The sequence below is a fragment of the Dyadobacter sp. 3J3 genome, assembly GCF_009801115.1.
Classification (GTDB): Bacteria; Bacteroidota; Bacteroidia; order Cytophagales; family Spirosomataceae; genus Dyadobacter.
This window is the reverse complement of record NZ_VTOL01000002.1, coordinates 200,776-223,638: the sequence shown is the minus strand read 5'-3', so window position 1 is coordinate 223,638 and position 22,863 is coordinate 200,776. Positions and strand designations below refer to the sequence as shown.

16 protein-coding genes are annotated in these 22,863 nt (G+C 39.3%); 6 read left to right on the top strand and 10 right to left on the bottom strand.

Going from position 1 to position 22,863, the window contains the following annotated elements; translation table 11 throughout:
• Positions 1–15 precede the first annotated feature (15 nt).
• Positions 16–1,206 carry a threonine synthase gene (locus FZF08_RS04740; RefSeq protein WP_159467493.1) on the top strand — a complete coding sequence of 397 codons (1,191 nt, stop codon included), beginning with the start codon at positions 16–18 and terminating at the stop codon, positions 1,204–1,206.
• A gap of 121 nt (positions 1,207–1,327) precedes the next feature.
• On the opposite strand, the gene FZF08_RS04735 is transcribed toward FZF08_RS04740, so the two are convergent.
• The 3 genes from FZF08_RS04735 to polA form a co-directional block, all read right to left on the bottom strand.
• On the bottom strand, positions 1,328–2,908 hold the full coding sequence (locus FZF08_RS04735) for a SusD/RagB family nutrient-binding outer membrane lipoprotein (RefSeq protein WP_159467492.1): 1,581 nt from the start codon (positions 2,906–2,908) through the stop codon (positions 1,328–1,330).
• Positions 2,909–2,928: 20 nt separating this feature from the next.
• Positions 2,929–6,282 carry a SusC/RagA family TonB-linked outer membrane protein gene (locus tag FZF08_RS04730; RefSeq protein ID WP_229216415.1) on the bottom strand — a complete coding sequence of 1,118 codons (3,354 nt, stop codon included), beginning with the start codon at positions 6,280–6,282 and terminating at the stop codon, positions 2,929–2,931.
• Positions 6,283–6,842: 560 nt separating this feature from the next.
• Entirely contained in the window at positions 6,843–9,725 is a 2,883-nt protein-coding gene (polA, locus tag FZF08_RS04725) for a DNA polymerase I (RefSeq protein WP_159467491.1), read from the bottom strand.
• Positions 9,726–9,886: 161 nt separating this feature from the next.
• On the opposite strand from polA, the gene FZF08_RS31500 reads away from it, so the two are divergent.
• Entirely contained in the window at positions 9,887–10,435 is a 549-nt protein-coding gene (locus FZF08_RS31500) for a hypothetical protein (protein WP_200837029.1), read from the top strand.
• A 102-nt stretch (positions 10,436–10,537) separates the two neighbouring features.
• Positions 10,538–12,688, top strand: a complete 2,151-nt coding sequence (locus FZF08_RS04715) for a S9 family peptidase (protein ID WP_159467490.1) — start codon at positions 10,538–10,540, stop codon at positions 12,686–12,688.
• 121 nt (positions 12,689–12,809) lie between these two features.
• Here FZF08_RS04715 and FZF08_RS04710 read toward each other — a convergent pair whose 3' ends face one another.
• The 5 genes from FZF08_RS04710 to FZF08_RS04690 all read right to left on the bottom strand — a co-directional run bounded on the left by FZF08_RS04710 (position 12,810) and on the right by FZF08_RS04690 (position 17,144).
• Entirely contained in the window at positions 12,810–13,355 is a 546-nt protein-coding gene (locus FZF08_RS04710; RefSeq protein WP_159467489.1) for an NADPH-dependent FMN reductase, read from the bottom strand.
• A 21-nt stretch (positions 13,356–13,376) separates the two neighbouring features.
• A complete protein-coding gene (locus FZF08_RS04705; RefSeq protein ID WP_159467488.1) occupies positions 13,377–14,342 on the bottom strand; it encodes a hypothetical protein in 966 nt (321 codons plus the stop codon).
• A 112-nt stretch (positions 14,343–14,454) separates the two neighbouring features.
• Positions 14,455–15,405, bottom strand: a complete 951-nt coding sequence (locus FZF08_RS04700; protein WP_159467487.1) for a YafY family protein — start codon at positions 15,403–15,405, stop codon at positions 14,455–14,457.
• Between the two features lie 23 nt (positions 15,406–15,428).
• Positions 15,429–16,442 (bottom strand): LLM class flavin-dependent oxidoreductase, encoded by a 1,014-nt coding sequence (locus tag FZF08_RS04695; protein ID WP_159467486.1) that lies wholly within the window; start codon positions 16,440–16,442, stop codon positions 15,429–15,431.
• A 357-nt stretch (positions 16,443–16,799) separates the two neighbouring features.
• Complete coding sequence (locus tag FZF08_RS04690; RefSeq protein WP_159467485.1) at positions 16,800–17,144, bottom strand: DUF2141 domain-containing protein; 345 nt, start codon at positions 17,142–17,144, stop codon at positions 16,800–16,802.
• Between the two features lie 319 nt (positions 17,145–17,463).
• On the opposite strand from FZF08_RS04690, the gene FZF08_RS04685 reads away from it, so the two are divergent.
• The gene (locus FZF08_RS04685; protein ID WP_159467484.1) at positions 17,464–17,694 is read left to right on the top strand and encodes a hypothetical protein; all 231 of its coding nucleotides are present in this window, start codon (positions 17,464–17,466) and stop codon (positions 17,692–17,694) included.
• A gap of 65 nt (positions 17,695–17,759) precedes the next feature.
• Here the strand turns inward: FZF08_RS04685 and FZF08_RS04680 are convergent, their stop codons facing one another.
• Entirely contained in the window at positions 17,760–18,353 is a 594-nt protein-coding gene (locus FZF08_RS04680) for a peptidylprolyl isomerase (RefSeq protein WP_159467483.1), read from the bottom strand.
• Positions 18,354–18,523: 170 nt separating this feature from the next.
• On the opposite strand from FZF08_RS04680, the gene FZF08_RS04675 reads away from it, so the two are divergent.
• Positions 18,524–20,647 carry a Tex family protein gene (locus tag FZF08_RS04675; protein ID WP_159467482.1) on the top strand — a complete coding sequence of 708 codons (2,124 nt, stop codon included), beginning with the start codon at positions 18,524–18,526 and terminating at the stop codon, positions 20,645–20,647.
• 129 nt (positions 20,648–20,776) lie between these two features.
• A complete protein-coding gene (locus FZF08_RS04670; RefSeq protein WP_159467481.1) occupies positions 20,777–21,232 on the top strand; it encodes an SRPBCC family protein in 456 nt (151 codons plus the stop codon).
• A gap of 76 nt (positions 21,233–21,308) precedes the next feature.
• Here the strand turns inward: FZF08_RS04670 and FZF08_RS04665 are convergent, their stop codons facing one another.
• On the bottom strand, positions 21,309–22,640 hold the full coding sequence (locus FZF08_RS04665) for a porin (protein WP_229216414.1): 1,332 nt from the start codon (positions 22,638–22,640) through the stop codon (positions 21,309–21,311).
• Positions 22,641–22,863: the final 223 nt, after the last annotated feature.

Sequence of the window (22,863 nt, the reverse complement as noted above, 5' to 3'; positions counted from 1 at the left end):
AATAATGTCAAAAGCATGGAAAATACGATGACACTTACTTCGCATGTTTCGCACCTGGAATGTGCTGTCAGCAAAAAGGAATTTGATCACCGCCAGATACAGACTTTCTGCTCCAATGATGCCGAAGGCTGGAAAGCGCCCCTGTTTGCCAAATACGATTTTTCTCAATATGTTGATAAAGAGGTTCTTTTAGACAGGGAATCGTCACTTTGGCGATATTTTGAATTTTTGCCTGTACTTGATCCTGCTAATATTGTAACGCTTGGCGAAGGCATGACACCACTTTTGCATCTGGAAAACCTTGCCAAAGAATTCGGTATCAATAAATTATTGTTAAAGGACGAATCACTTAATCCTACCGGATCCTTTAAAGCGCGTGGCCAGGCGGTTGCTGTTTCGAAAATGAAGGAATTGGGGATAAAACAATGTATCGTTCCAACAGCCGGAAATGCAGGTGGTGCCTTGGCTGCTTATGGAGCAAAAGCAAATATTGAAGTGACCGTTGTAATGCCTCGTTTAACGCCCGAAATTTTTAAACAGGAATGCCGCTATTTTGGTGCGGAGCTTATTCTGGTTGATGGTTTGATCAACGACTGCGGAAAGCTGGTTGCAGAAATGAAAGCCGAAAACGGCTATTTTGATGTTTCTACAATGAAAGAACCTTACCGTTTGGAAGGAAAGAAAACGATGGGTTTTGAAATTGCAGAACAAATGAACTGGGAATTACCGGATGTAATTTTTTACCCGACGGGTGGAGGAACAGGACTGATCGGTCTTTGGAAAGCATTTGAAGAAATGAAGCAAGCTGGCTGGATAACCGGGAAATTTCCACGACTGATAGCTGTTCAAACCGAAAACTGTCAGCCTATTGTCTGGTCGTATGAGGGAAAGCATAAAAATGCATCAGCTTACCAGGCAAAACCTTCGATGGCAAATGGACTGGCCGTTCCGTCTCCTTTTGCAGAAAGACAAATTTTGGAAATCCTGAAAGAATCCAACGGATTTGCTATTGCCGTAAGTGAGCAAGAGCTGCTTGATGGTGTTAAAACTTTGTCGAGAAGAGAAGGATTATTTGTGGCACCGGAAGGAGGCGCACTTATTCCCGCAATGAAAAAGGCGATCGAAAATAAATGGGTCAGCCCTGACGAAACGATTTTACTGCTAAATACAGGAAGCGGCTATAAATATGCCGAAAACCTGCTATGATATTACCATTCCTAAATCCTGCCTTTTAAAAAAAAGCGGCCCGAAATATTTTCGGGCCGCTTTTTTATGCTTTGAAAGTCGATATATATAACTTTCAACTCAATTTCAATTTCAAAAATAACTATTTTAAAATCCACATTACTCCATTAATATCATCATTACCAGCAAATTGACTAGTGAGTGCTGATTTGTAATTAACGGTGTTGGCAGTTCTTTCAGTTGAAATATATTGAAAACGTTTTGCGATACGCTCACTGTTTCCTGTTCCTGGTCCCGTTGTAAAATTAGGAACGCCAGTACGACGATAGGTGAAATAAGATTCCAAACCTGAGTGACGGAATAAGGCCAGATAACGTTGGTTCAATATTTCTGTCAAACCCGTAGCACCTGCTGCATATTTAACAGACGACTGAGCATAGTACGTATCAAAAGGTGTATTGACCGGATAGCTATTGTAAACAGCCGTACTTCCAGGACTTCCCGAGCCAATGAAATAAGCTGTAAAAGATCCTGACGCAGGAATACCATAAGCCGACCAGGAAGCAAGAATTCCTGCTTTGTAATAATCCTCGGCAGTGCCTAAGGCGCCTTTTGCGGCCCAACCCCTGTTGATTGCTTCGGCAATATTGAAACACATTTCAGGATATCCGATCTGAACACTAGGTTCGCCGGTGAAAGTCTCGTAATAATGCTTACGGTTGATAAGTGAATATTCACCAGCGTTTGCTTTTACATACATAATACCTAAATCTTCACCTGGATCCGCGCCAAGGAATGCGCTGAAACTTGTAGGGCTTGTTCCGGCAGAAACTTTCGCAGAAGCAGGTTCCGTGGTGACAAAAACACGGGGATCCATCAATTTTGTAAGCAAGCCAACATAGGTTGCAGAGGAATTTTCGCGCAAAGCGTTAAAACCAAAAGAACCTGGATTTTCAGGATATTTATTCGTCGGGTTGATGTACGTATATTGAAGATTATCATCAGTGCTAGTCATCAACGGATATTTTACCGGGTCAGCCAAAATTGCAGCGAATTGCGTTTTGATGTTCAAATCCGTATCACTTTCTTTTTTGCTTAAATGTATCAATAGTCTCAAACGATAAGCATTGACCGTTTTCTGCCATTTTGCTACACTATTACCGAAATAAATATCACCAGCCAAACGGGTATCCGATTGTGCAACCAAAGTTCCAAGCTGCGCATTGGCTTCGTCAAGCCATTTCAAACTTTGAACAAAAACAGTTTTTTGAGAATCATAAACTGGATTCAGGTTTGTACCACCCAAAAGTGCTTCCGTCATAGGAATATCTCCCATTTGAAGGCTCATTTGTGTGAAGAAGTAAGCTCTGAAAAATTTACCCAATGCAGCGTAAGGATTTACATCAGTTGTATAAAGTCTCGCTGCTTCCTCTTCCATTTTGATCACGTTTTTCAACGTAGAGTATTTGTCTTTTCCTGATCCAAATACGTACTGATTATTTCCATAGTAATCGTAGTTGATCAGGAAATATTGATCCCATTTTTCATAATCACCAGCCGGAGCATCGTATAAATCATTCAGGATTCCTGTCAGAAGTAAAGAAGGCGGAACCGTAGTTGGCTTATTTGCATTCAGGTTGAGTTCATCAAAATTCCCTTCACAACCTGCCAGCAGGATCAGTGCCACCAGGGGCAATAATCGTAGATATATTAATTTTTTCATTTTTAATGCTTTTGTACTGATTAAAATAATACGTTTAGGTTGAACCCGTATCTGCGCGTGGTTGGGGACTGTAAGGCTGTATCCGTTCCTCCCGTATTGTACTGGTCAAGATCAACGTCTTTAAAGCGCTTGTCTTTGTAGAAATAGATAAGGTTACGTCCAACCAGTGAAACGGTTACTTTTTTGATAAATGAATTACCCAGGATTTTTGCCGGGATTGTGTATCCAAAAGTTACCTCACGCAGCTTGGCGTATGTTTTGCTCATCAAGTTTGCCTCAGTTACACCGTAATACGAGCTTACCCATGACTGCACAGATTTTACACTTGTATTAGGAGAGAATTGCAATTCGCTATAATTCAAAATAGCACCTGTCTGAGAATCAAGGTTGATAGCTTGTCCATTTGCAACAACAACACCATCACCCACATAACTTCCTTTGTAATTTGGATCACCTGCATGTTGATCATCCAGGTCACGTGCTACACCAAGTGCGCCCGAAGTGGTTTCGATATTTCTTCCGCCACGCATGGTTTTGTTGTGCATGTAATCTGCCGTTTTTCCACCAACACGGCCGTCAAACTGGAAACCAAGAGAGAAACTTTTATAAGCAAATTTGTTATAAACGCTCCACGCAAATTTGGCATTTAAATAGCCAAGGAACTGCTGTGTTGAGTTTGCCAACGGTGATCCTGAGCTATTGTAAATTACTTTTCCATCCGTAGTTTTCAGGAATGCGCTGCTGTAAAATTTGTCAACACGATCTCCTTTGTGGAAATAAGTTTTATAAACAGATTGTCCTTCCGGTAATTCATTATAAACTTCTTTGAAAGAACTGTAATTCACCAAAACGTCCCAGCTGAAATCGGCTGTTTTGATAGGTGTTCCTGTCAAGGAAACTTCATAACCAGTTTTCTTAGTCTTCAAAGCATTCAGGTAATAGAAGCTGTATCCGGTCGCAGAAGAAATCGGGTTTTGCAAAATTTTAGGACCGTCAAGATATTGGAAAGCAGTAAGGCTAAGTCCCAAACGATTTTGTAAGAATTTGGCATCAACACCACCTTCAAAGTTTACACGGTTGAAAGTCTTAATTCCAGGGTCGTAAATATTGCTGGTGTAATAAGCGGCAGTCTGACTGTTATATGGCTTTGCTGTTGAATAAACCGAAGAAAGAGAAAAATCCGGTCCGCCATAAGGAGACTCATAGTTGCTTCCATAACCTAATGGATAATCGGTCAAGGAATTTCCTGTTGGGCTTGCACCAAGTGCTGTAATGGAATTAAAAGGAGCAACACCAACGGTTGCACTGGTAGCATCTCCATGGATTGCAGCAAAAGATCCTCTAACTTTCAGGAAAGAAATAATTTCCGGAAGTTTAATGTAATCAGAAATTGGAGAAGCAACAGATACGCTAGGGTAAAAATAGCTATTGTTTCCACTTGGCAAAGCAGAAGATTTGTCAACACGACCAGTAAGGGCAAGTGTGGCATATTTTCCGAAAGATGCATCCATAGAAGCATACCCGCTATAAACTCTCATTTTGGAGTCAAAACTGCTCGCCTGAATTGCATTAAGTGAATTACTGAAACTGTAAACGCCCGGAACACTCAGATAATCCGTAGAAGTAAAGCTTGAATTGTAAGTAAACAAACGTGCATTTCCACCCACAAAACCGGTAAGATTGAAAAATTTACCAATATTGTAATTGTAGTTAAACTGCGCATCTGTGTTATTTTCAAACAAGTTTCTGCGGTCTTCACGGTAATCACCTTTGTTTTGATCACGTCCATACGGGTGAGCAGAATAAGGCATTTTTTCAGTCCGAAGTAAGTTGTAAGTCGTTACCTGGGTACGGGCGTTGACGTTCAGATGCTCGTTAATTTTGAAATTACCCGAAACATATCCGAAAATGTCCGTTTTGTAATGACCTCTGGTCCATTCTTTTACCTGGAACCATGGATTGTGGTAACGCTGATATTCTGCAAATACAGACTGCGTTCCCACTTTTCCATCCTGCCAGATTCCTTTAATATCAGGAGATTCAACATCCCAGTCAGCACCTGTCCAAACCGCTACGTTATAGATCAAACTATTCGGACCGTAATCAACATCCGGGAAGTTTGGAGAATACTGACGGTTCAAATTTAAGTTTGCATCAATTTTCAAACGCGTTGTAGGGTTGAAAGAACCGAACATGTTGAAGTTCGTAATGTTAACTGCGTTGTTTGGAATAATACTTTTTTGTGTTGAATGCGAAGCTGAAAAACGCAGACTGTAATTATCACCGCTTGTGCTCAAAGAAATATTATTTGTGCTTTGAAAACCTGTTTGTAAGAAACGTTGCAGGTTATTTTTTCCACGCGCCACGTAAGGAGTAGGAGTGATGTGTCCTTTATACTGATATCCGCCAGGGAAGGTTGTGACAAATTCCTGATTCGGATCGTATTTACCGTCATACTGCGGAATTAACTGACCACGGAATTTTGGTCCCCAAACATCATAGTCATTGTCATTAAGTCCGCCACCTTTTCCGTCACCGAACGCATAAAGCTGGTTTTCTCCACCGCCGTATTCATCCTGCGTTCTTGGAAAAGCAAGAAAACCTTTGTCGATGGCATTCGTTGAGTTGAATTCAACATTCCATCCTTTTTTCTTGTTGCCTTTTTTTGTAGTGATCAAAATGGCTCCGTATTGGGCGCGGCTACCATAAAGTGCAGCAGCAGTTGGGCCTTTCAAAACGGTATAGGTTTCAATATCGTCCGGGCTTATGTTCCATGTGTCTGAGCTAATAGGCACACCATCAACCACATAAAGGCTGATTTCGTTACCCCTCAAAATGACAGTTGGCTTTCTTAACATTTCAGCAGAAGGTCCAACTGACAAACCAGCCACTTTTCCGATAAGTCCGGTAATAGGGTTCTGGTCACGTGCCATGGTAAGGTCTTCACCTTTTACTTCCTGTACTGAGTAACCAAGTTTTCTGGTTTCTTTTTTGATACCAAGGGCCGTTACAACCACTTCCGACAATTCGCGGGTATCTGTTGCCAGGTCAATATCCATCATCGATTTGTTCCCAACAACCATTTCCTGTTTGAGGAAACCGATCGCCGAAAACATTATCGTACTGCCACCATCTGCAACAGTGATTTTGTAATGACCATTTTCGTCAGTGTTAGTTCCCGTCGTTGTGCCTTTCAATACAATAGAAGCACCAGGGATTGGCTGGCCGTCTGAAACTGATTTAACAGTTCCTTCAACGGTACGCACCTGGGCGAACAAATCCGGGACAAAACACAACTGGATCATGAGCAAAGCAATCAGGACCTGCCTCCAGGGCAAGAGCATCCTGTTTCGCACTCGTAAAGATCGTTTCATAAAGTTTAAGTAGTTAAAAGTGAAAAATTTTGGGCAAAAGATTTTAGGACATAAAAAGGACTTGAAAAGGCCTGAATTATGAATGCGCAAAATTACTTGTATAGTATTACTTAATTATTAATGAATTATTAACAAACCAAAATACAGGTAATAATTAGATAATCAAATTATTATTTTAAAATTTTTCTAATACAACATATTAATAATGAGTATTATAAGATAAAGTTAATAATATTAAAAAATTTAATTTACTTACTATAAGTTATGATTAATCACTATTGTTTGTTTACAAATTTTAAATATTTGATAAAAGCATAACGATTTCCTGAAATTCTATGACTAAATTTTATTTGTAACTATAAGATGATTTATTTTTTAATTCGAACATCCTTTCAATTCCTTGTTTTTTAAATTTGTGCAGCTCAGAAATCGATGACATTTAACAAGGTGACAAGAAGATAATGAGACAAAAATAAGTGCAGGGTAAAAACGGAAAAAGCCCTATTTGCATCGTTTAGATACAAATAGGGCTTTTTAATTGATCACTTTTAAGTGTTATATTAATGTGCTTCGAGCCAGTTGGCACCGATGCCGATACCGGTTTCCATTTTAACTTGCAACGGAATAGCATTACGCATAAGTTCGTCAACTTTCTCTTTCAAAAAATCAACTTCATCACGATGTACGTCAAATACAAGTTCATCATGAACCTGTAAAATCATGCGGGATCTCAGGTTTTCGTTTTTGATAAAATCATGAATATTAATCATCGCGACTTTAATCATATCAGCCGCTGAACCTTGTATCGGCGCATTAATTGCATTTCGCTCCGCAAATCCACGGTTTGTCTGATTGCGGGAATTGATATCGGGAAGATATCTTCTTCTTCCTAAAATCGTTTCTACAAAATGCTGGTCACGTGCGTCGAAAACGACCTTGTCCATGTACTGTTTTACTGCTGGGAATTCTTCAAAGTACGATTTGATTATTTCCGAAGCTTCGCCACGTGGTATAGACAGGCGTTGCCCAAGTCCAAATGCTGAAATACCGTAAATTATACCAAAGTTGACCATTTTGGCTTTTCTGCGCATATCAGAAGTCACATCCGTCAAATCGACTTTGAAAACTTTACTGGCCGTTGTCGCGTGAATATCCCGGCCTTGATTAAAGGCTTCGATCATACTGGCGTCTTCACTGAACGCTGCCATTATACGTAATTCTATTTGCGAATAATCCGCCGATAAAATCTGGAAATCGTCATTGTCAGGAATAAATGCTTTACGGATTTCCCGCCCTCTTGGCGTACGAATTGGAATATTTTGAAGGTTAGGATTTGTTGAACTTAACCTTCCCGTCGCTGCAACTGCCTGATTGTATGAAGTATGAATTCTCCCGGTGCGTGGACTTACCAGCGTAGGCAGCGCATCCACATAGGTGGATTTCAGCTTTTGCAGTTCGCGGTAATCAAGAATTTTCCGGGCAATTTCAAATTGTCCTTCTAGTTCAGAAAGAATCTCCTCGCCAGTAGCATATTGCCCGGTTTTGGTTTTTTTTGGCTTTTCGATCAGCTTCATTTTATCAAACAAAACTTCACCCAATTGTTTTGGAGAACCAATGTTGAACGACTGACCGGCAATTTCAAAAATCTCGGATTCTGTTTTTCTTAAATCACCTTCCAATACCAGTGACATATCTGCCAAAGCGCCAATGTCGAGACGCACTCCCGTATTTTCCATCGTAGCCAAAACCTGTACAAGAGGCATTTCTACGTCTTGAAATAACTTTTCAGCGTTGTATTTTGGAAGTTCTTTAACAAAAATATTGTTAAGCTGTAAGGTAATATCGGCATCTTCACCAGCATACTGCGTTGCCTCTGCAATAGAAACATCACGCATATTTCCTTGTTTTACCCCTTTTTTTCCAATTAAAGAAGTGATTGATACGGGTGTATAATTCAGGTAACTTTCAGCCAGGATATCCATTCCATGACGTTTATCCGGTTCAAGAAGGTAGTGTGCAATCATGGTATCCTGCAACTTTCCTTTTACTTCAATATTGTAATTTTTCAGTACCAGAATATCATATTTTACATTCTGTGCAATTTTTTCAATTTTTTCATTTTCAAAAACCTCCCTGAAATATTCTACAATTTCCTGTGCTATTACTTTGTCAGCCGGAACAGGAACATAAAAAGCCTCTCCCGGAAGATAGGCAAATGATAAGCCTACAAGTTCGGCGTCAATAGTTTCCAGCGCCGTTGTTTCAGTATCAAAACAAAAAGCAGTTTGCAAACTCAGATAATGCGCCAGACTTTTTAGCGCTTCCGGCGTATCAACAGTATGGTAGCGGTGGAAAGTATTGTCAATCGTCTTTTTCGCCAGAAGCGGAATATCAGATTCTTCTCCTTCAAAATTACCCGAAACGGAAGATTCGAAATTAGAAATATCGGTGTTTTGCTGGGTAGCTACCGTTTCGCTGGCAACGGCATTTCCAAATAAATCGTACTGTCCTTTTTTATCAACCACTTTTGTCTGTGGCGCTGGCGTGTTAACAGCAGGCATCCCACTTCCTAAAATGCGCTGGCGTAATGTTTTAAATTCAAGTTCATCAAACAGCGCATTTACTTTATCAGGATTAGCACCGCAAATGGTCAGATCTTCCGCATCAAAAGGTACCGGAACCTGAATATCAATGGTAGCCAGTCTTTTGCTTAAAAGTGCCTGCGCACCATGTTCACGAACTTTTTCACCCAGCTTTCCCTTTATTTCATCCGCATGGACAAGAAGATTTTCTATCGTATCATATTCAGCAATGAGTTTTTGTGCCGTTTTTTCTCCCACACCCGGAATTCCCGGTATGTTATCGACCGCATCACCCATTAACCCCAGCATATCAATAACCTGGTCGATACGCTGGATTTGCCAGCGTTCCAAAATTTCATTGATACCAAGTTTTTCAGCGCCTTTGCCCATGAACGCAGGCTTATATATATGTACATGCTCCTCCACGAGCTGGCCAAAATCCTTATCGGGAGTCATCATGAAAACTTCAAAATTAGCTTTGGAAGCTTCCTTTGCGATTGTGCCAATAATATCATCAGCCTCAAAACCATCCAGAATTAAAATTGGAATACACATCGCTTCCAATAATTTTTTGACATAAGGAATGGCCACGCTGATATCCTCCGGCTGAGCTTCGCGCTGTGCTTTGTAGGCAGGATATTCAATATGCCGGAAAGTAGGTGCGGAAGTATCAAAAGCTACACCGATGTGCGTTGGTTTTTCCTTTTGCAAAACTTCCAGTAATGTATTGGTAAAGCCAAATACCGCACTGGTATTCATGCCTTTCGACGTAATTCTGGGTGCTTTGATAAAGGCAAAATGTGCACGGTAAATCAACGCCATGGCGTCGAGCAAAAATAGCTTCTGGGTGGGTTTCTCCATAAGATTCTTTTATAAACGAAAATCAAAGATAATGCAACGCTGACTATTTTAAGACTTACTTACCTAAATGCAGGTCAAATTTTGCTTATGATTCCGCAAATTGGCATCTTCGCTTTATTTTTAAGGCGAGACTTATCAGTTATTAGAGAAAAATGAAAGCAATGAAAAAACAAATTACGTTAGCGGTTTTGTGTTTGGGATTGGTAATGATGCAGGCTTGCAAAGGACCGGAAGGGCCAGCAGGTCCGGCAGGAGTTGGAGCCACAGGGCCAGCGGGAGCAGCCGGCGCAGCGGGAGCACCAGGAACTGCCAATGTATTTTATTCAAGCTGGGCAGCGGCCGGTCCATGGACTGGAATTAATTTTAACAGTGTTCAGCGTTCTTATATTGATATTCCGGTTGCGCGTATTACACAGGATATTCTGGACAAAGGTGTTGTGCTTGTTTATGCAGATCTAAAACTCGGAGATACGCAGATCCGTCAGCTGCCGGTAACTGTAAAATCTGGTTTTACCGAGGAATTGATCGATTTTTCATTGGCTTTAAATACGCTTAGAATTTGGTCAACGCCATTTGACGGGAATGCGCAGCCATCTGCGACATACCAGTTCCGTTATGTGGTAATCCCTGGCGGTCAGGCAATTCGAATGATGAACTATGAAAACTTGTCTTATGAAGAAGCCGTAAAATTGTTTAATATTCAGGATTAAGATGGGATTTAGAAATTCAGAAAATTAGCTGAAAATATTAAAGCTGCCGTTCGTATCTTGTATACCGGCAGCTTTCTTTTTTGTTTTTAAACCAGGATTATTATGCAAAAACGAATTATTTTACTCATTTTCGCCGTTATCTTTTTTTCCTGTAACCATAGTAAAGAAGTGAATCAACAATATAAATGGCCTGACGTAAAACCTCCTGTTGCAGATCAAAAACCGCACGAAACGGGAATGCACGGAGATAAAAGAAATGATGAATATTACTGGATGGCTGATTTTTTTACCGAAGGCCCTGATAGTAACAAGGTAGTGGATTATCTGAAAGCAGAAAATGCTTACACTGATACTATGATGGCTGCCACAAAACAATTTCAGACAAATCTTTTCGCTGAAATGAAAGGCAGGATCAAAGAAAAAGATGAATCGGTTCCGGTTTTCAAAAATGGTTTTTTCTATTATACCAGAAGCGAAGAGGGAGAACAATATTTTAAATATTGCCGCAAAAAAGGAAATCTGGAAGCTGCGGAAGAAATTTTGCTTGACGTAGATGCGATGGCGAAAAATCATCCTTATTATTCTGCGTCCGGTTTCAATATCAGTCCGGATAATAAACTTTTGGCCTACGGAGTCGATACAGTTTCGAGACGTCAATACACGATTTATATCAAAAATCTTGAAACTGGCGAAACTTATCAGGATGCAATATTTCCAACAAGCGGAGGATCTGTCTGGGGAAATGATAATAAAACTTTATTTTACACGGCAACAAATCCCAAGACCTTATTAAGCGAGGAAATCAAAAGACATACGCTGGGAGAGGATGATAAAAAGGATGTTGTTGTCTATAAAGAGAAGGATAACAGCAACTATATTGGCGTAGGGAAAACTAAATCCGGCAAATATATTATCATCGGTTCGTCGGCCACGGTTTCTTCGGAATACAGCATTTTGGAAGCGGATAAACCGGAAGGAAAATTCAAAGTATTCCAGCCAAGAATGAAAGATGTGTTGTATGATATTGATCATCAGAATGATAAGTTTCTGATCGTTACCAATAAAGATGCGCTCAATTTCAAATTGATGGAAACGCCTTTGAACAAAACGGGTGTTGAAAACTGGAAAGAAGTAATTCCAACGAGCAAAGATGTTTTGATTGAAGGTGTCGAAGTTTTCAAGAAATTCATGGTTGTTACGGAACGAAAAAATGGTCTTTTGCAATTACGGATCAAAAGCGTAGAATCTGATTCTGAGTATTATGTAGATTTTGGCGAGCCTGCTTATGCTGCATATATCGGCGCCAACCCGGAATATAATTCTGAAACGCTACGCTATTATTATACTTCACTAACCACACCTGGTTCGACCTACGACTACGGTATGGTTTCCAAAGAAAAGCAATTGTTGAAGCGCCAGGAAGTCGTTGGAGGGTATGATCCGGAGCAATATGTTACCGAAAGATTGTACGCCACTTCTCATGACGGACTACGAATTCCCGTTTCTCTGGTTTATAAAAAAGGAACAAAACTGGACGGAAACGCTCCGTTGTTGTTGTACGCTTATGGTTCATACGGAAATAGCATGGACGCCGGTTTTAGTACAAACCGTTTAAGTCTGCTGGATCGTGGATTTATTTTTGCCATCGCGCATGTTCGCGGTGGACAGGAAATGGGACGTCAATGGTATGAGGACGGAAAATTGTTTAAAAAGAAAAACACCTTTACTGATTTTATAGATTGTGCCGAATTTTTGATCAAACAAAAATATACCTCAACGGCTCATTTATATGCGGAAGGGGGAAGCGCAGGAGGATTATTGATGGGTGCGATATCAAATATGCGTCCGGATTTATGGCACGGAATTATCGCGGATGTTCCTTTTGTTGATGTTGTTACAACGATGCTGGATGAAAGTATTCCGTTGACGACCAACGAGTTTGATGAATGGGGTAATCCTAAAAATAAAGATTCATATGACTATATGAAATCATATTCACCTTATGATAATGTAGAAAAAAAGGATTATCCGAATATGCTTGTCACAACGGGACTTCATGACAGTCAGGTTCAATATTTTGAGCCGGCAAAATGGGTGGCCCGTTTAAGAACCCACAAGACAGATAACAATATTTTGCTTTTAAAAACCAATATGGAAGCCGGCCACGGCGGAGCTTCCGGAAGATTTGAATATCTGAAAGAAATTGCCCTTCAATATGCTTTCATGTTTGCCTTGGAAGGAATAGACAAATAGAAAACAGACTGCCGGATACTTTCATACCCGGCAGTCTGTTTAAATTATGTTAAGCCTGGAAAACGGGCTTTTTTATACCAAAAAGTTAGCGAAAGTGAGATTTGTTTGCTAATTAGATTTTTCAATCTGATTTTTGGCTGATTTGTTCCAACAAGTTACTTAAAATCAATTTCAATTGGTTTTGAAGTGCGTGGTCAGTCAGTTTTCCTTCCTGACTAATCTTCTGTTTGATATTAGGAATGGATAAATACGATTTTTCATTTTTCACCGTACCAAGAGCAGTAAAAGTGAGCAGAAGAGAAGCAAGCGCTTTGTCGCCGCCGGTGTTTAAAGGAGATGCGCTTATGACGGCAACAGGTTTTTTATTAAATTCTCCCGTGGAAACAGTCCAGTCCAGGGCATTTTTTAGAACCCCGGGTACTCCAAATGCATACTCTGGCGTGCAAATGATTATGCCGTCCGCTTCTTTGATTTTGGTTCTGAAACGCGAAACACTTTCGTTATCCTCGGCAACTTCTGGGTTAAAATGTGGAAATGTATCCAATCCTTCAAAAATCTGAAAGTCAATGGATTTATCAGCCATTTCGCCAATCGCTTTCAAAATGTGTGTATTGGTCGAAGTACGTCTCAAACTTCCTGAAATGGCTAAAATCTGAATACTTTTCATGTTCTTTTTAAAATTGATAACTTATCTGTCGGTGTTCAGATTATTCAATTCCGACAATAAACTCTGCATATCCTGATTGATAGACCGAATTGTCGATTGTAACTGATTTAGCATGGTTGCTCTTGTATGAAGTTTGTCGGCGTCATAAATTCCTCCGTTTTTAAACAAAATATTAATTGTTGTAGTGTCAATATCCTGATCAAGTTCAAATTTATTCCAACGGTTTTTTATGGTTTGCAGTAAGGGTTCCTTCTTACTGTTACTGAATCTTTTTTCATTTAGCATGTACCAGATAAAAGGCGGATAAACCTTAGATTTTTCAGGGGCAAACCAGATGTCTTCAAGGACATTGCGCGTATGCATATAGCTTATTTTTTTACCATGTGGTTTTATAGTTAACACCGCCAGTCCTGCTGAAATAACCCCGCCTCCAATGGTAATGCCGTTTTGCAAGCCATCGTTATGAACAATCACTGCAGCTACTGTAGCCAATGCTGCAATCACGATTGAGGCACCCGTCAAACGTGCTGTTTTTTTATCGTTAAGATTATCAAGGTAGTTCGCGAAAAGATCCGCCCGTTCACCTTCACAATCCAGTTCTGCTGCAATTCCGGAAATTTCGGTAGTCAGTAAAAGAAGATGATTTTGTATTTTGTTAATGATTTCCAATCGATTTATTCGTCCATTCAACGTTGAATCTTTATTTGAATTGACCAGTCGATTTATCAATGAAAGCGTCCCGGTTGCATTCGCCATCAGGATATCATGTTCAGACAATTTCCCCGATAGAGATTTACTATTTATCAAAATAGAATCCGTGTTGGAGTATGGTATAAAGTCAGGATTGTAGGTGTACACTATCGTTGGGGCACAATATTGACTCGAAACATTTAGCTCTAAATGCCTGGTGATATTTGCATTCCGGCAGGATAAAAGCTGAGAAGCTCCTATCAATATGTAAAAAAAACGTGATAAAGTTTTTTTCATTCTAACAATACGAAATAGGAGGTCTCAATATATTTCAGATTTCACCGCTATGTATTGCTGCGTTTATCTATGACTATGTAATTTGGCAGGATAATACATCGTTGATCCAAGCTCAGGAAATGTTTAAATGTTTTGATATTTTACAAATATTTTCTTTCAAAAGTTCAGTCAGACTTGCTGGTTGGACAATTTCACCATATTCGGCGAACATCATAAACCATCTTGAAAAAGAATTGAGATAAGCACTTAGAAACGTGAGTTCCATTTTATCTCCCTGCCGTTTTTCCGATATAAAACCATAGTAATATTTCTGGTTCTGGATGTAGGGCATTACGTGCCTTTCTACTTTTATGATAACCGTTTCCAGATTTTCATACGAGGGCACATTGGCCAGATATTCTTTTAGTGAAGTATGTTTCTGGCTAAAAGTTTTTTCAGTCAGTTCAATGGTATGAATGCGGTCCGTTCGGAAATTCCGGTAGCTCTTTCTTAATAAGCAATATGCGATAACATACCAATAATTGTTTTCATGATAAATGCCCACAGGCTCAATTGTCCTTTCCGTTACTTCGTCTGATGCAAAAGCGATGTACTGGATTTTTGAAACTTTTTTTTCGGCGACACTTTTTAGTAAAATTTCAAGTGTATTATTTAGCGTTGGATTAAAAAGCGTATACCGCTGCCTGATTTCAATATGCTGTTCCATATCTTCAAGCAGATCTTTTTCCGTACTTTTCAAAACCGCCTTAACCTTAAACATAGCCGATTGGTAGTGAGATTTAGTGGAAGGATCCGTAAACTTTTCCATCAGTTTTTCAGCCGTAATGAAAGTGCGGGCTTCTTCTTTCGTAAACATGACAGGAGGCAATCGGTATCCCTCCATGATCGAATAGCCAATACCCGCTTCTCCAATAATCGGTACACCTGCCTCGGACAGGGTGTTCATATCTCTGTAAACAGTACGAAGACTGATCTCAAACCGATCAGCGAGATCCTGAGCCTTTACAATTTTTCTGGATTGTAATTGAATTAAAATGGCGGTGATTCGATCAAAACGGTTCATAGGAGCCCTGAAGTAACAGTTATTTAGCGCACTAAATTAGTCAGATTAAATGCTTCTGATACTAATTCGAAAGAACGTTTTCTGGTTTTAAAGCTGTCAGTCATGGATGAAATTATAATTTCCTCTACTTCAAAGTCACCGGCTAGTTTTGTAAGCTGTTCTTTCACAATATCTTGGGTGCCTGAAATGATCCTGCCGCTATTGTATTTCAACCGTTCAAGTTCACCTGCAGTGAAACGATATTTTCTAACAATCTCGGGATCGGGAAAGGGGCCGGATTTTCCCTTTTCAAATTCAATCAAAATATAATCCATCGTTTTCCGCATAGCTAATGCCTGTTCTTCGGTTTCACCGCAGATCACAAAAATAGAAAGTATAGCTTGCGGAGTTTCAAATTGTGCCGATGGCTTAAAGTTTTTGCGATAGGTTTCGACCACATCGGGCCCTACAAAACCGCTAATAAATTTGGCAACAACCAGTCCCATTCCAAAACGGGCAGCAATTTTACTACTACCGCCGCTCGAACTCAAAATCCATTGCATGGGAGTAGTCAGGGATTGCGGTGTAGCGTAAATAAATCCTCGCTCCGTTCCGGCGGTGTCTCCGAAAAAGTGCTGCAAATGTTCCAGTTGCCTTAAATAGCTTGACTCACTGAAATCGTTGGAAGGATTTAAAATTGAGGAAGTTATCCGATCCGTACCGGGTGCACGTCCCATACCCAAGTCAATTCGGCCGGGAAAAAGGGTTTCCAGCATCCTGAAATTTTCCGCCACTTTTAGTGCACTATGATTGGGCAGCATAATTCCTCCGGAGCCAATTCTGATACGGCTGGTTTCATCTGCCAGTTTTACCATCAAAACCTCGGGTGCGGATCCGGCAATAAAAGTGGAATTGTGGTGTTCAGATATCCAAAAACGGCTATATCCGAGTTCTTCAGCTATTTTAGCTGTTTCAATCGTTTCAAGAATTGCATCTCTTACATTGTTATCATGACGCACAATCGACTGGTCAAGTACACCAATTTTTATATTATTCATGGTAATATTTTCTCTTTTTAGAAGAACAATAGCGATCTGGTTTCTATTCCAAATAAAAAAAAGAAAGAATTATGACTTTGAATTACGAAAATAACAATCGTTGAAAGTTCAATTTTATTAGGGTAATTAAGTTTAGACTTTTAATTCTTTCCAATGCTATTATAGAAGAAATGTGATACAAGGCAACGTTAATTTATCAACTCAGTTTATATAAAATCGGTCTTCGTTAAATGTCAAAGGCGTTTATATCAAAATTGATTTCCTTTGGATAATCTCAATTGTTTCTACCTCAAAAAGGTAATTTTTAACACGTGAAGCTGGATTTTTTGCAATAACGATCAATGAAATTTTGTTGAATTATTTTAAACGGATAGCTATTATTTTGGATTTTCCTTGAATTTCAAAGGCTGCTTCTTTGAAATTAGCGGCACGTGTCAGAGGAAAAACGTTATTAGAAAAACCATATTTTTCTTTTGGTATACCTAAAAAATTAAGATCTAGCTTTCCGTTATTATTTTCATCCAGAAAGATGGAGATTCCATATTTGCCGTCAGGGATATTGTCAAAAGGAATACTGATCTCTGATAAATTATAGATTTCTACCTCTTTTTTGAATTCAGGATTTTTTCCTGAAAAAGTATCTTCAGAACTATACCAGCCTATAAAAAGAGTTCCTTTTTTATTTTCAAGGTTGCTTACCAACAAAGTTTGTTTTGTATTGGAAACCAATATCAATGAGGAAAGGAAAAGAAATGCAAAAGTGGCAGTGTATTTCATTATGTGACCGGATGGTAAGGAGTATTTTCTATATTGAATTTTAAATTGCAAAAAACCATACCCAGCTTGTCGAAAAAACGACCAAGACATGGATCATTGTAAGGTTTTTCTGTGCTTTCTTCTGGAATTTAATAACTCTCATAAATTTATTTTATTGTAAACAAAAATAAATAAACTGTTAATCAAAATCAGGCACAGTTTTTATTAAACATAGTACAGAATTACACTAAATCATATAAACATCATGATGGAATTTCAGTACAACGATTTGTTCAGCTCAGTAATGAGCGAGTTTCCGGGAACTCAACTACCAGATAGTTATCCCAACACAAACAACCCTACGATAATGCCGCCAATGAATCCAACTCCCGATGTTCCTGGTCCGGATGCGCCAGAGGTAGTGCCGGGAACAAATGTGGAACCACAAACTGAGGATGGAGATGATGTACCGGCAAAGGATGGTAAACCATCGTGAGTGAATGAACTGGATTATAAAATATATTTATCTGATTATTAGATAGATATATTTTTTATTGCCGATTACATTAGGATTTTCATCTTAATAATTCTGACAGGTAATTTAAGCGACTGATTTTTTTCTCCATCTCCCGTTTCTCTTGTCTGGATTTTCTTAACCACGTCCATACCTGATATCACTTCGCCGAAGGCTGCAAAACCTTGCCCATCAGGATTTCTTTTTCCTCCAAAATCGAGTTCTGGCTGATCATTTATACAAATAAAAAATTCGGAACCTGCTGAGCCAGGTACATTTCGGGCCATGGACAATGTGCCATTCAAATGTTTCAAGCCGGTAATGTTGGTTGATTCGTGCTTGATTCTGGGAAAGTTTTTAGTTGAATCGTCACCAAGACCTCCTTGGATTACTTCGATTTTTATCTTTTTATTTGCCTGGTTATCCATTCTCACCGTTCTGTAAAATGTAGCGGCATCATATCGATTTGCGTTTACATACCTAAGAAAGTTACTGGAAGTCAGCGGTGCCTTTTCCGGATTTAACTGTAAAACAATATTTCCCATTTCTGTCTCAACTAAAATCTTTTGAGCAAAAACGGTGGACGTTAGAAATAATAGTCCTGCTAAAAGGAATGGAATATTTACTTTGAAGTTTTGCATTTATTATAATAGTCTTGGTTATTGCAAGAAGTGAAAATTTTGTGTGAGAATAAGTCGGAAATTAAGAATTTTTAGGCGAAAAATTCTTATCATAAATCTGCCGGATAAATTGAGCATATAAAGAATACGTCATTACTTTTACAAAATAGTAACACAGCCAAAATCTTGATATGAATTACCCCCTGATTGCCCAACAAACTAACATTTCTGAAAAACAAGTTCGTAATACCATACAATTATTTGACGAGGGCGCAACGCTTCCTTTTATTTCACGATACCGTAAAGAAGCAACCGGAGGATTGGATGAAGTGCAGATCGGAGCGATAAAAGATGCTTACCAAAAACAACAGGAAGTTGAGAAGCGCAGAGAGGCGATCCTGAAAAATATTGAAGAGCAGGGAAAATTGACACCGGAATTGAAAAAGCAAATTTCCGGAGTTTTTTCGCTTGTAGAATTAGAGGACCTCTATTTACCATATAAACAGAAGAGAAAAACACGTGCGTCCATGGCGATTGAAAAAGGCCTGGAACCTTTGGCAAAGCTGATTTTTGAAGGTCGGGAATCTGATCCTGAAAGAAAAGCATTATCTTATTTAAACGATCAGGTTGGAAATACAGATGATGCCTTGCAGGGAGCGCGCGATATTATGGCGGAATGGATCAGTGAAAATCAGGATGCACGCGGCCGGGTTCGTTCCATTTTTCAGCGAAATGCCTTGATAACTTCGAAGGTTAAGAAAAAGAAAGAAGAAGACGGGGCCAAGTATCGAGATTACTTTGAATTTTCGGAGCCACTTTCCAGAATTCCGTCGCATCGTTTATTAGCGTTGAGGAGGGGTGAAGAAGAAGGTTTTTTGAGTGTCGATATTTCACCGGATGAGGAACAGGCGATCAATAACCTTGACCGGATTTTTGTAAAAGGAACTCCCGGAAGTAAAGATCAGATTGAGATCGCAATTCGTGATAGTTATAAAAGATTGCTCAAACCGGGAATTGAAACTGAATTTACAAATCTTTCGAAGGAAAGGGCTGATCAATATGCGATCCAGATTTTTACAGAAAATTTGAGACAATTGCTTCTTGCATCTCCCCTCGGACAAAAAAATGTACTGGCCATCGATCCAGGTTATCGTACAGGCTGCAAAGTTGTAGTTTTGGACAGCCAGGGAAATCTCCTGTCGGATAAAGTTATTTATCCATTTGACAAATCAAATGAAGCAAATGCTACTTTATCTGATTTAATTCAGAAATTTAAAATTGAAGCCATAGCGGTTGGTAACGGAACAGCCGGACGCGAGACGGAAGATTTTGTAAAAAAACTTTTGTCTTCCATGAAACAATCGGACGAAATCGGATTGTTCAGTGTAAGTGAACAAGGTGCCTCAATTTATTCGGCGTCGGACGTTGCGCGGGAGGAATTTCCTGATAAGGACGTTACCGTTCGTGGTTCCATTTCGATCGGCCGTCGTTTAATGGACCCACTTGCAGAATTGGTAAAAATTGATCCGAAGTCAATCGGAGTGGGACAGTATCAACATGATGTCGACCAAAAAGCATTGAAGAATGCTTTGGATGTAGTCGTAGAAAGCTGCGTAAATTCCGTAGGCGTAAATCTCAACACGGCAAGTAAGCATTTATTACGATACGTTTCGGGCCTTGGACCCGCTCTGGCGCAGAATATAGTGGATTTTAGAGCAAAAAATGGTGATTTCAAATCGCGTCAGCAATTGTTAAAAGTGCCGAAATTAGGAGCAAAAGCTTTTGAACAGGCTGCTGGATTTCTTCGTATCGAAAATGGAGCTAATCCATTGGATAACAGCGCTGTACATCCGGAAAGCTACCCAATTGTTGAGCGAATGGCCAAAGATGTCGGTGCAACGGTCAAGGACCTCGTTCAAAAATCAGAATTACGCAAAGAAATTAATCCATCTAAGTATGTATCTGACGCCGTGGGACTTCCGACGTTGAAGGATATTTTACAGGAACTTGAAAAACCGTCGCGTGACCCGAGAACGCCGGTGAAAAAATTTGAATTTGATAGTTCTGTCAGAAAACCGGATGACCTTCGGGTTGGAATGGTATTGCCCGGCATTGTTACAAATATTACAGCTTTTGGTGCTTTTGTGGATATTGGTGTAAAACAAGACGGACTGGTTCATTTATCCCAACTAGCCGATCGTTACGTTAAAGATCCAAACGAAGTAGTGAAGCTTCAGCAAATCGTCACAGTAAAAGTGACGGAGGTTGATTTGGGAAGAAAAAGAATTGCGCTAAGTATGAAAGGTGTAAATTGATAAGTAGTTGGATAATAGAATTTTTTGGAGCTTTCTTAAACGGAATAATAGATTTTTTTTTAGAAATCAGGGCACGATTGTTTACCTATTTATTTAAAATATTCAAAACATAATTTCCCTACTTACTTCATGCAAGAATTATATTTTACGCAGCAGTTACCAATTTCGCTGGATGACGCATGGCAGTTTTTTTCCAATCCGGCAAACCTGAAAGAAATCACCCCACCGCATATGGGTTTCGTAGTTACTTCAAAACATTCGGGTGACGTAATGTATGCAGGGCAGATTATTCGTTACATTGTAAAACCTGTTCTTGGGATACCTTTAAAATGGTGCACGGAAATAACACATGTAGAGGATAGAAAATATTTTATCGATGAGCAGCGTTTTGGTCCTTATGCTTTCTGGCATCATCAACATCATTTTACGGAAGTAGAAGGCGGGGTATTGATGGAAGATATTTTGAACTACAAATTGCCCTTATGGTTTTTGGGAGATATTGTTGATTCTGTTTTTGTCAATAATGAAGTGAAAGGGATTTTTACTTATAGAAAGAAAATATTGACAGAACGTTTTGGTTCCTGATAAATTTTGGAATTACATTTTATAAAAGGACCGGACCTGGAAATATTTTCCAGGTCCGGTCCTTTTATATTGATTCTTAAAAATTGTACTGGACCCGGGCTGTGAAAACGTCATCTTTTACATCTTCCGTAAAACCTGTCAAAGCTGATTTTTCATTCTGTACAAAATCGTAGTAAAACATAAATTTCAAAGATTCATTGGCGCGGTAAACATAGCCAACGCCAAGGGTGTTATACCTCAGATCAGCTTTACTAAAACCATTTGCCGAGGTTACTTCTTTTCCGGAAACCTTTTTATTGGGATCATACCAATCATATTTTACTACAAACTGGTGATCCACACTGTTCAGATTTTGAAGAAAATAGAAATAAGCTCCGTCAAAACTTCTTGTATATAAGGGATCCTTCAAGCCATTTGTGGTGGGATATGTTCCGGGTGTTTCACTACTTAAAGCGGTTGCCGTCTGCTTTCCTTTGATATATTCTGCCCGGAATTCAGTTTGTCCACGCTTGTTTGGTATTACAAACTGAATGTCGGCACCAGCGTAATTCCGGGGTGTCGCTTTTCCAAAATTACTTTTGGAGCTGTCACGAACCATCTCATAAGTATCACTTTTTCTCTGAACCTTATAGAGCACATTCGACTGACTTGTAATACCTCCTGCATATCCGGAAACGGCAGCAGAAATTAATAAGGGTGATGCAGGAATGAGTTTTTTCGGCTTCATACTTACTCTTGCTATAACATCTTTGTGGCTGTCGTAGTCTGTTGGTCCCGACATTCCCTGACCATTAAATACGCCAATGTCCATTTTGAAATCGGAAGAACGTCCATTTTTATGCCTTTTGTTAAGGGTTAGCATCACCCCAATATCACGTTCCGTTTTCATCAGGATTTGCGACATTCTTCCTCTTTCGGGAGTTTCACGATTGGCAGAAGAAAGGTTAACTTCATAGCCAAAAGGTCTTGCGAACATACCGGTGGTCAGGGCAAAAAGTTTGAATTTATTTTCATAAAACCTTCCCCAGAAATCCCGTATTGCGACGCCTCTTTCAGTTCCGTCAAATTGAAAAACGAAGTAAGAAGTGGGTTCTCCTTTTTCATTTAAGTGGGCATAATCCACACGCAATCTTCCGCGTCTCAGCATAAAACGATTGCTTGAAAGTTCTGAAAAATTTCCGCCCGCAAAACTTTCCGCACCTTTGGAATTTGTAAATTGAAACTGAGGTTGGATATAACCACTGATGCGAACGCGGTTGTAACGTTCATATATTGATAACATTCCTTTTCCCATGGTATTGGTAGTGTCAACCAGATCCATTAAAAATCGCTGGGCAAAAGTGATATTTGGCTTTAGTAATACAAGAAGAAACACGAATCCCAGGATCCATTTTTTTATAAAGTGCAAGACTATTCTTTTTTATGGTGTCAGTAGTTAATTGAGATTTAACCCAATTGTTTGTATGTAAGCATTTTACGATTATATATTATTTAAAAGTAAATTTATTTTAATACTTTTTGATAATATTAAAAATACTTATAGTATTAATAGGTACGTTCTTTTTATAAGTATTATACAAATGAAGCATAATAAATGTATTTATGATAAATGATGTCAGATTAAACGTGCA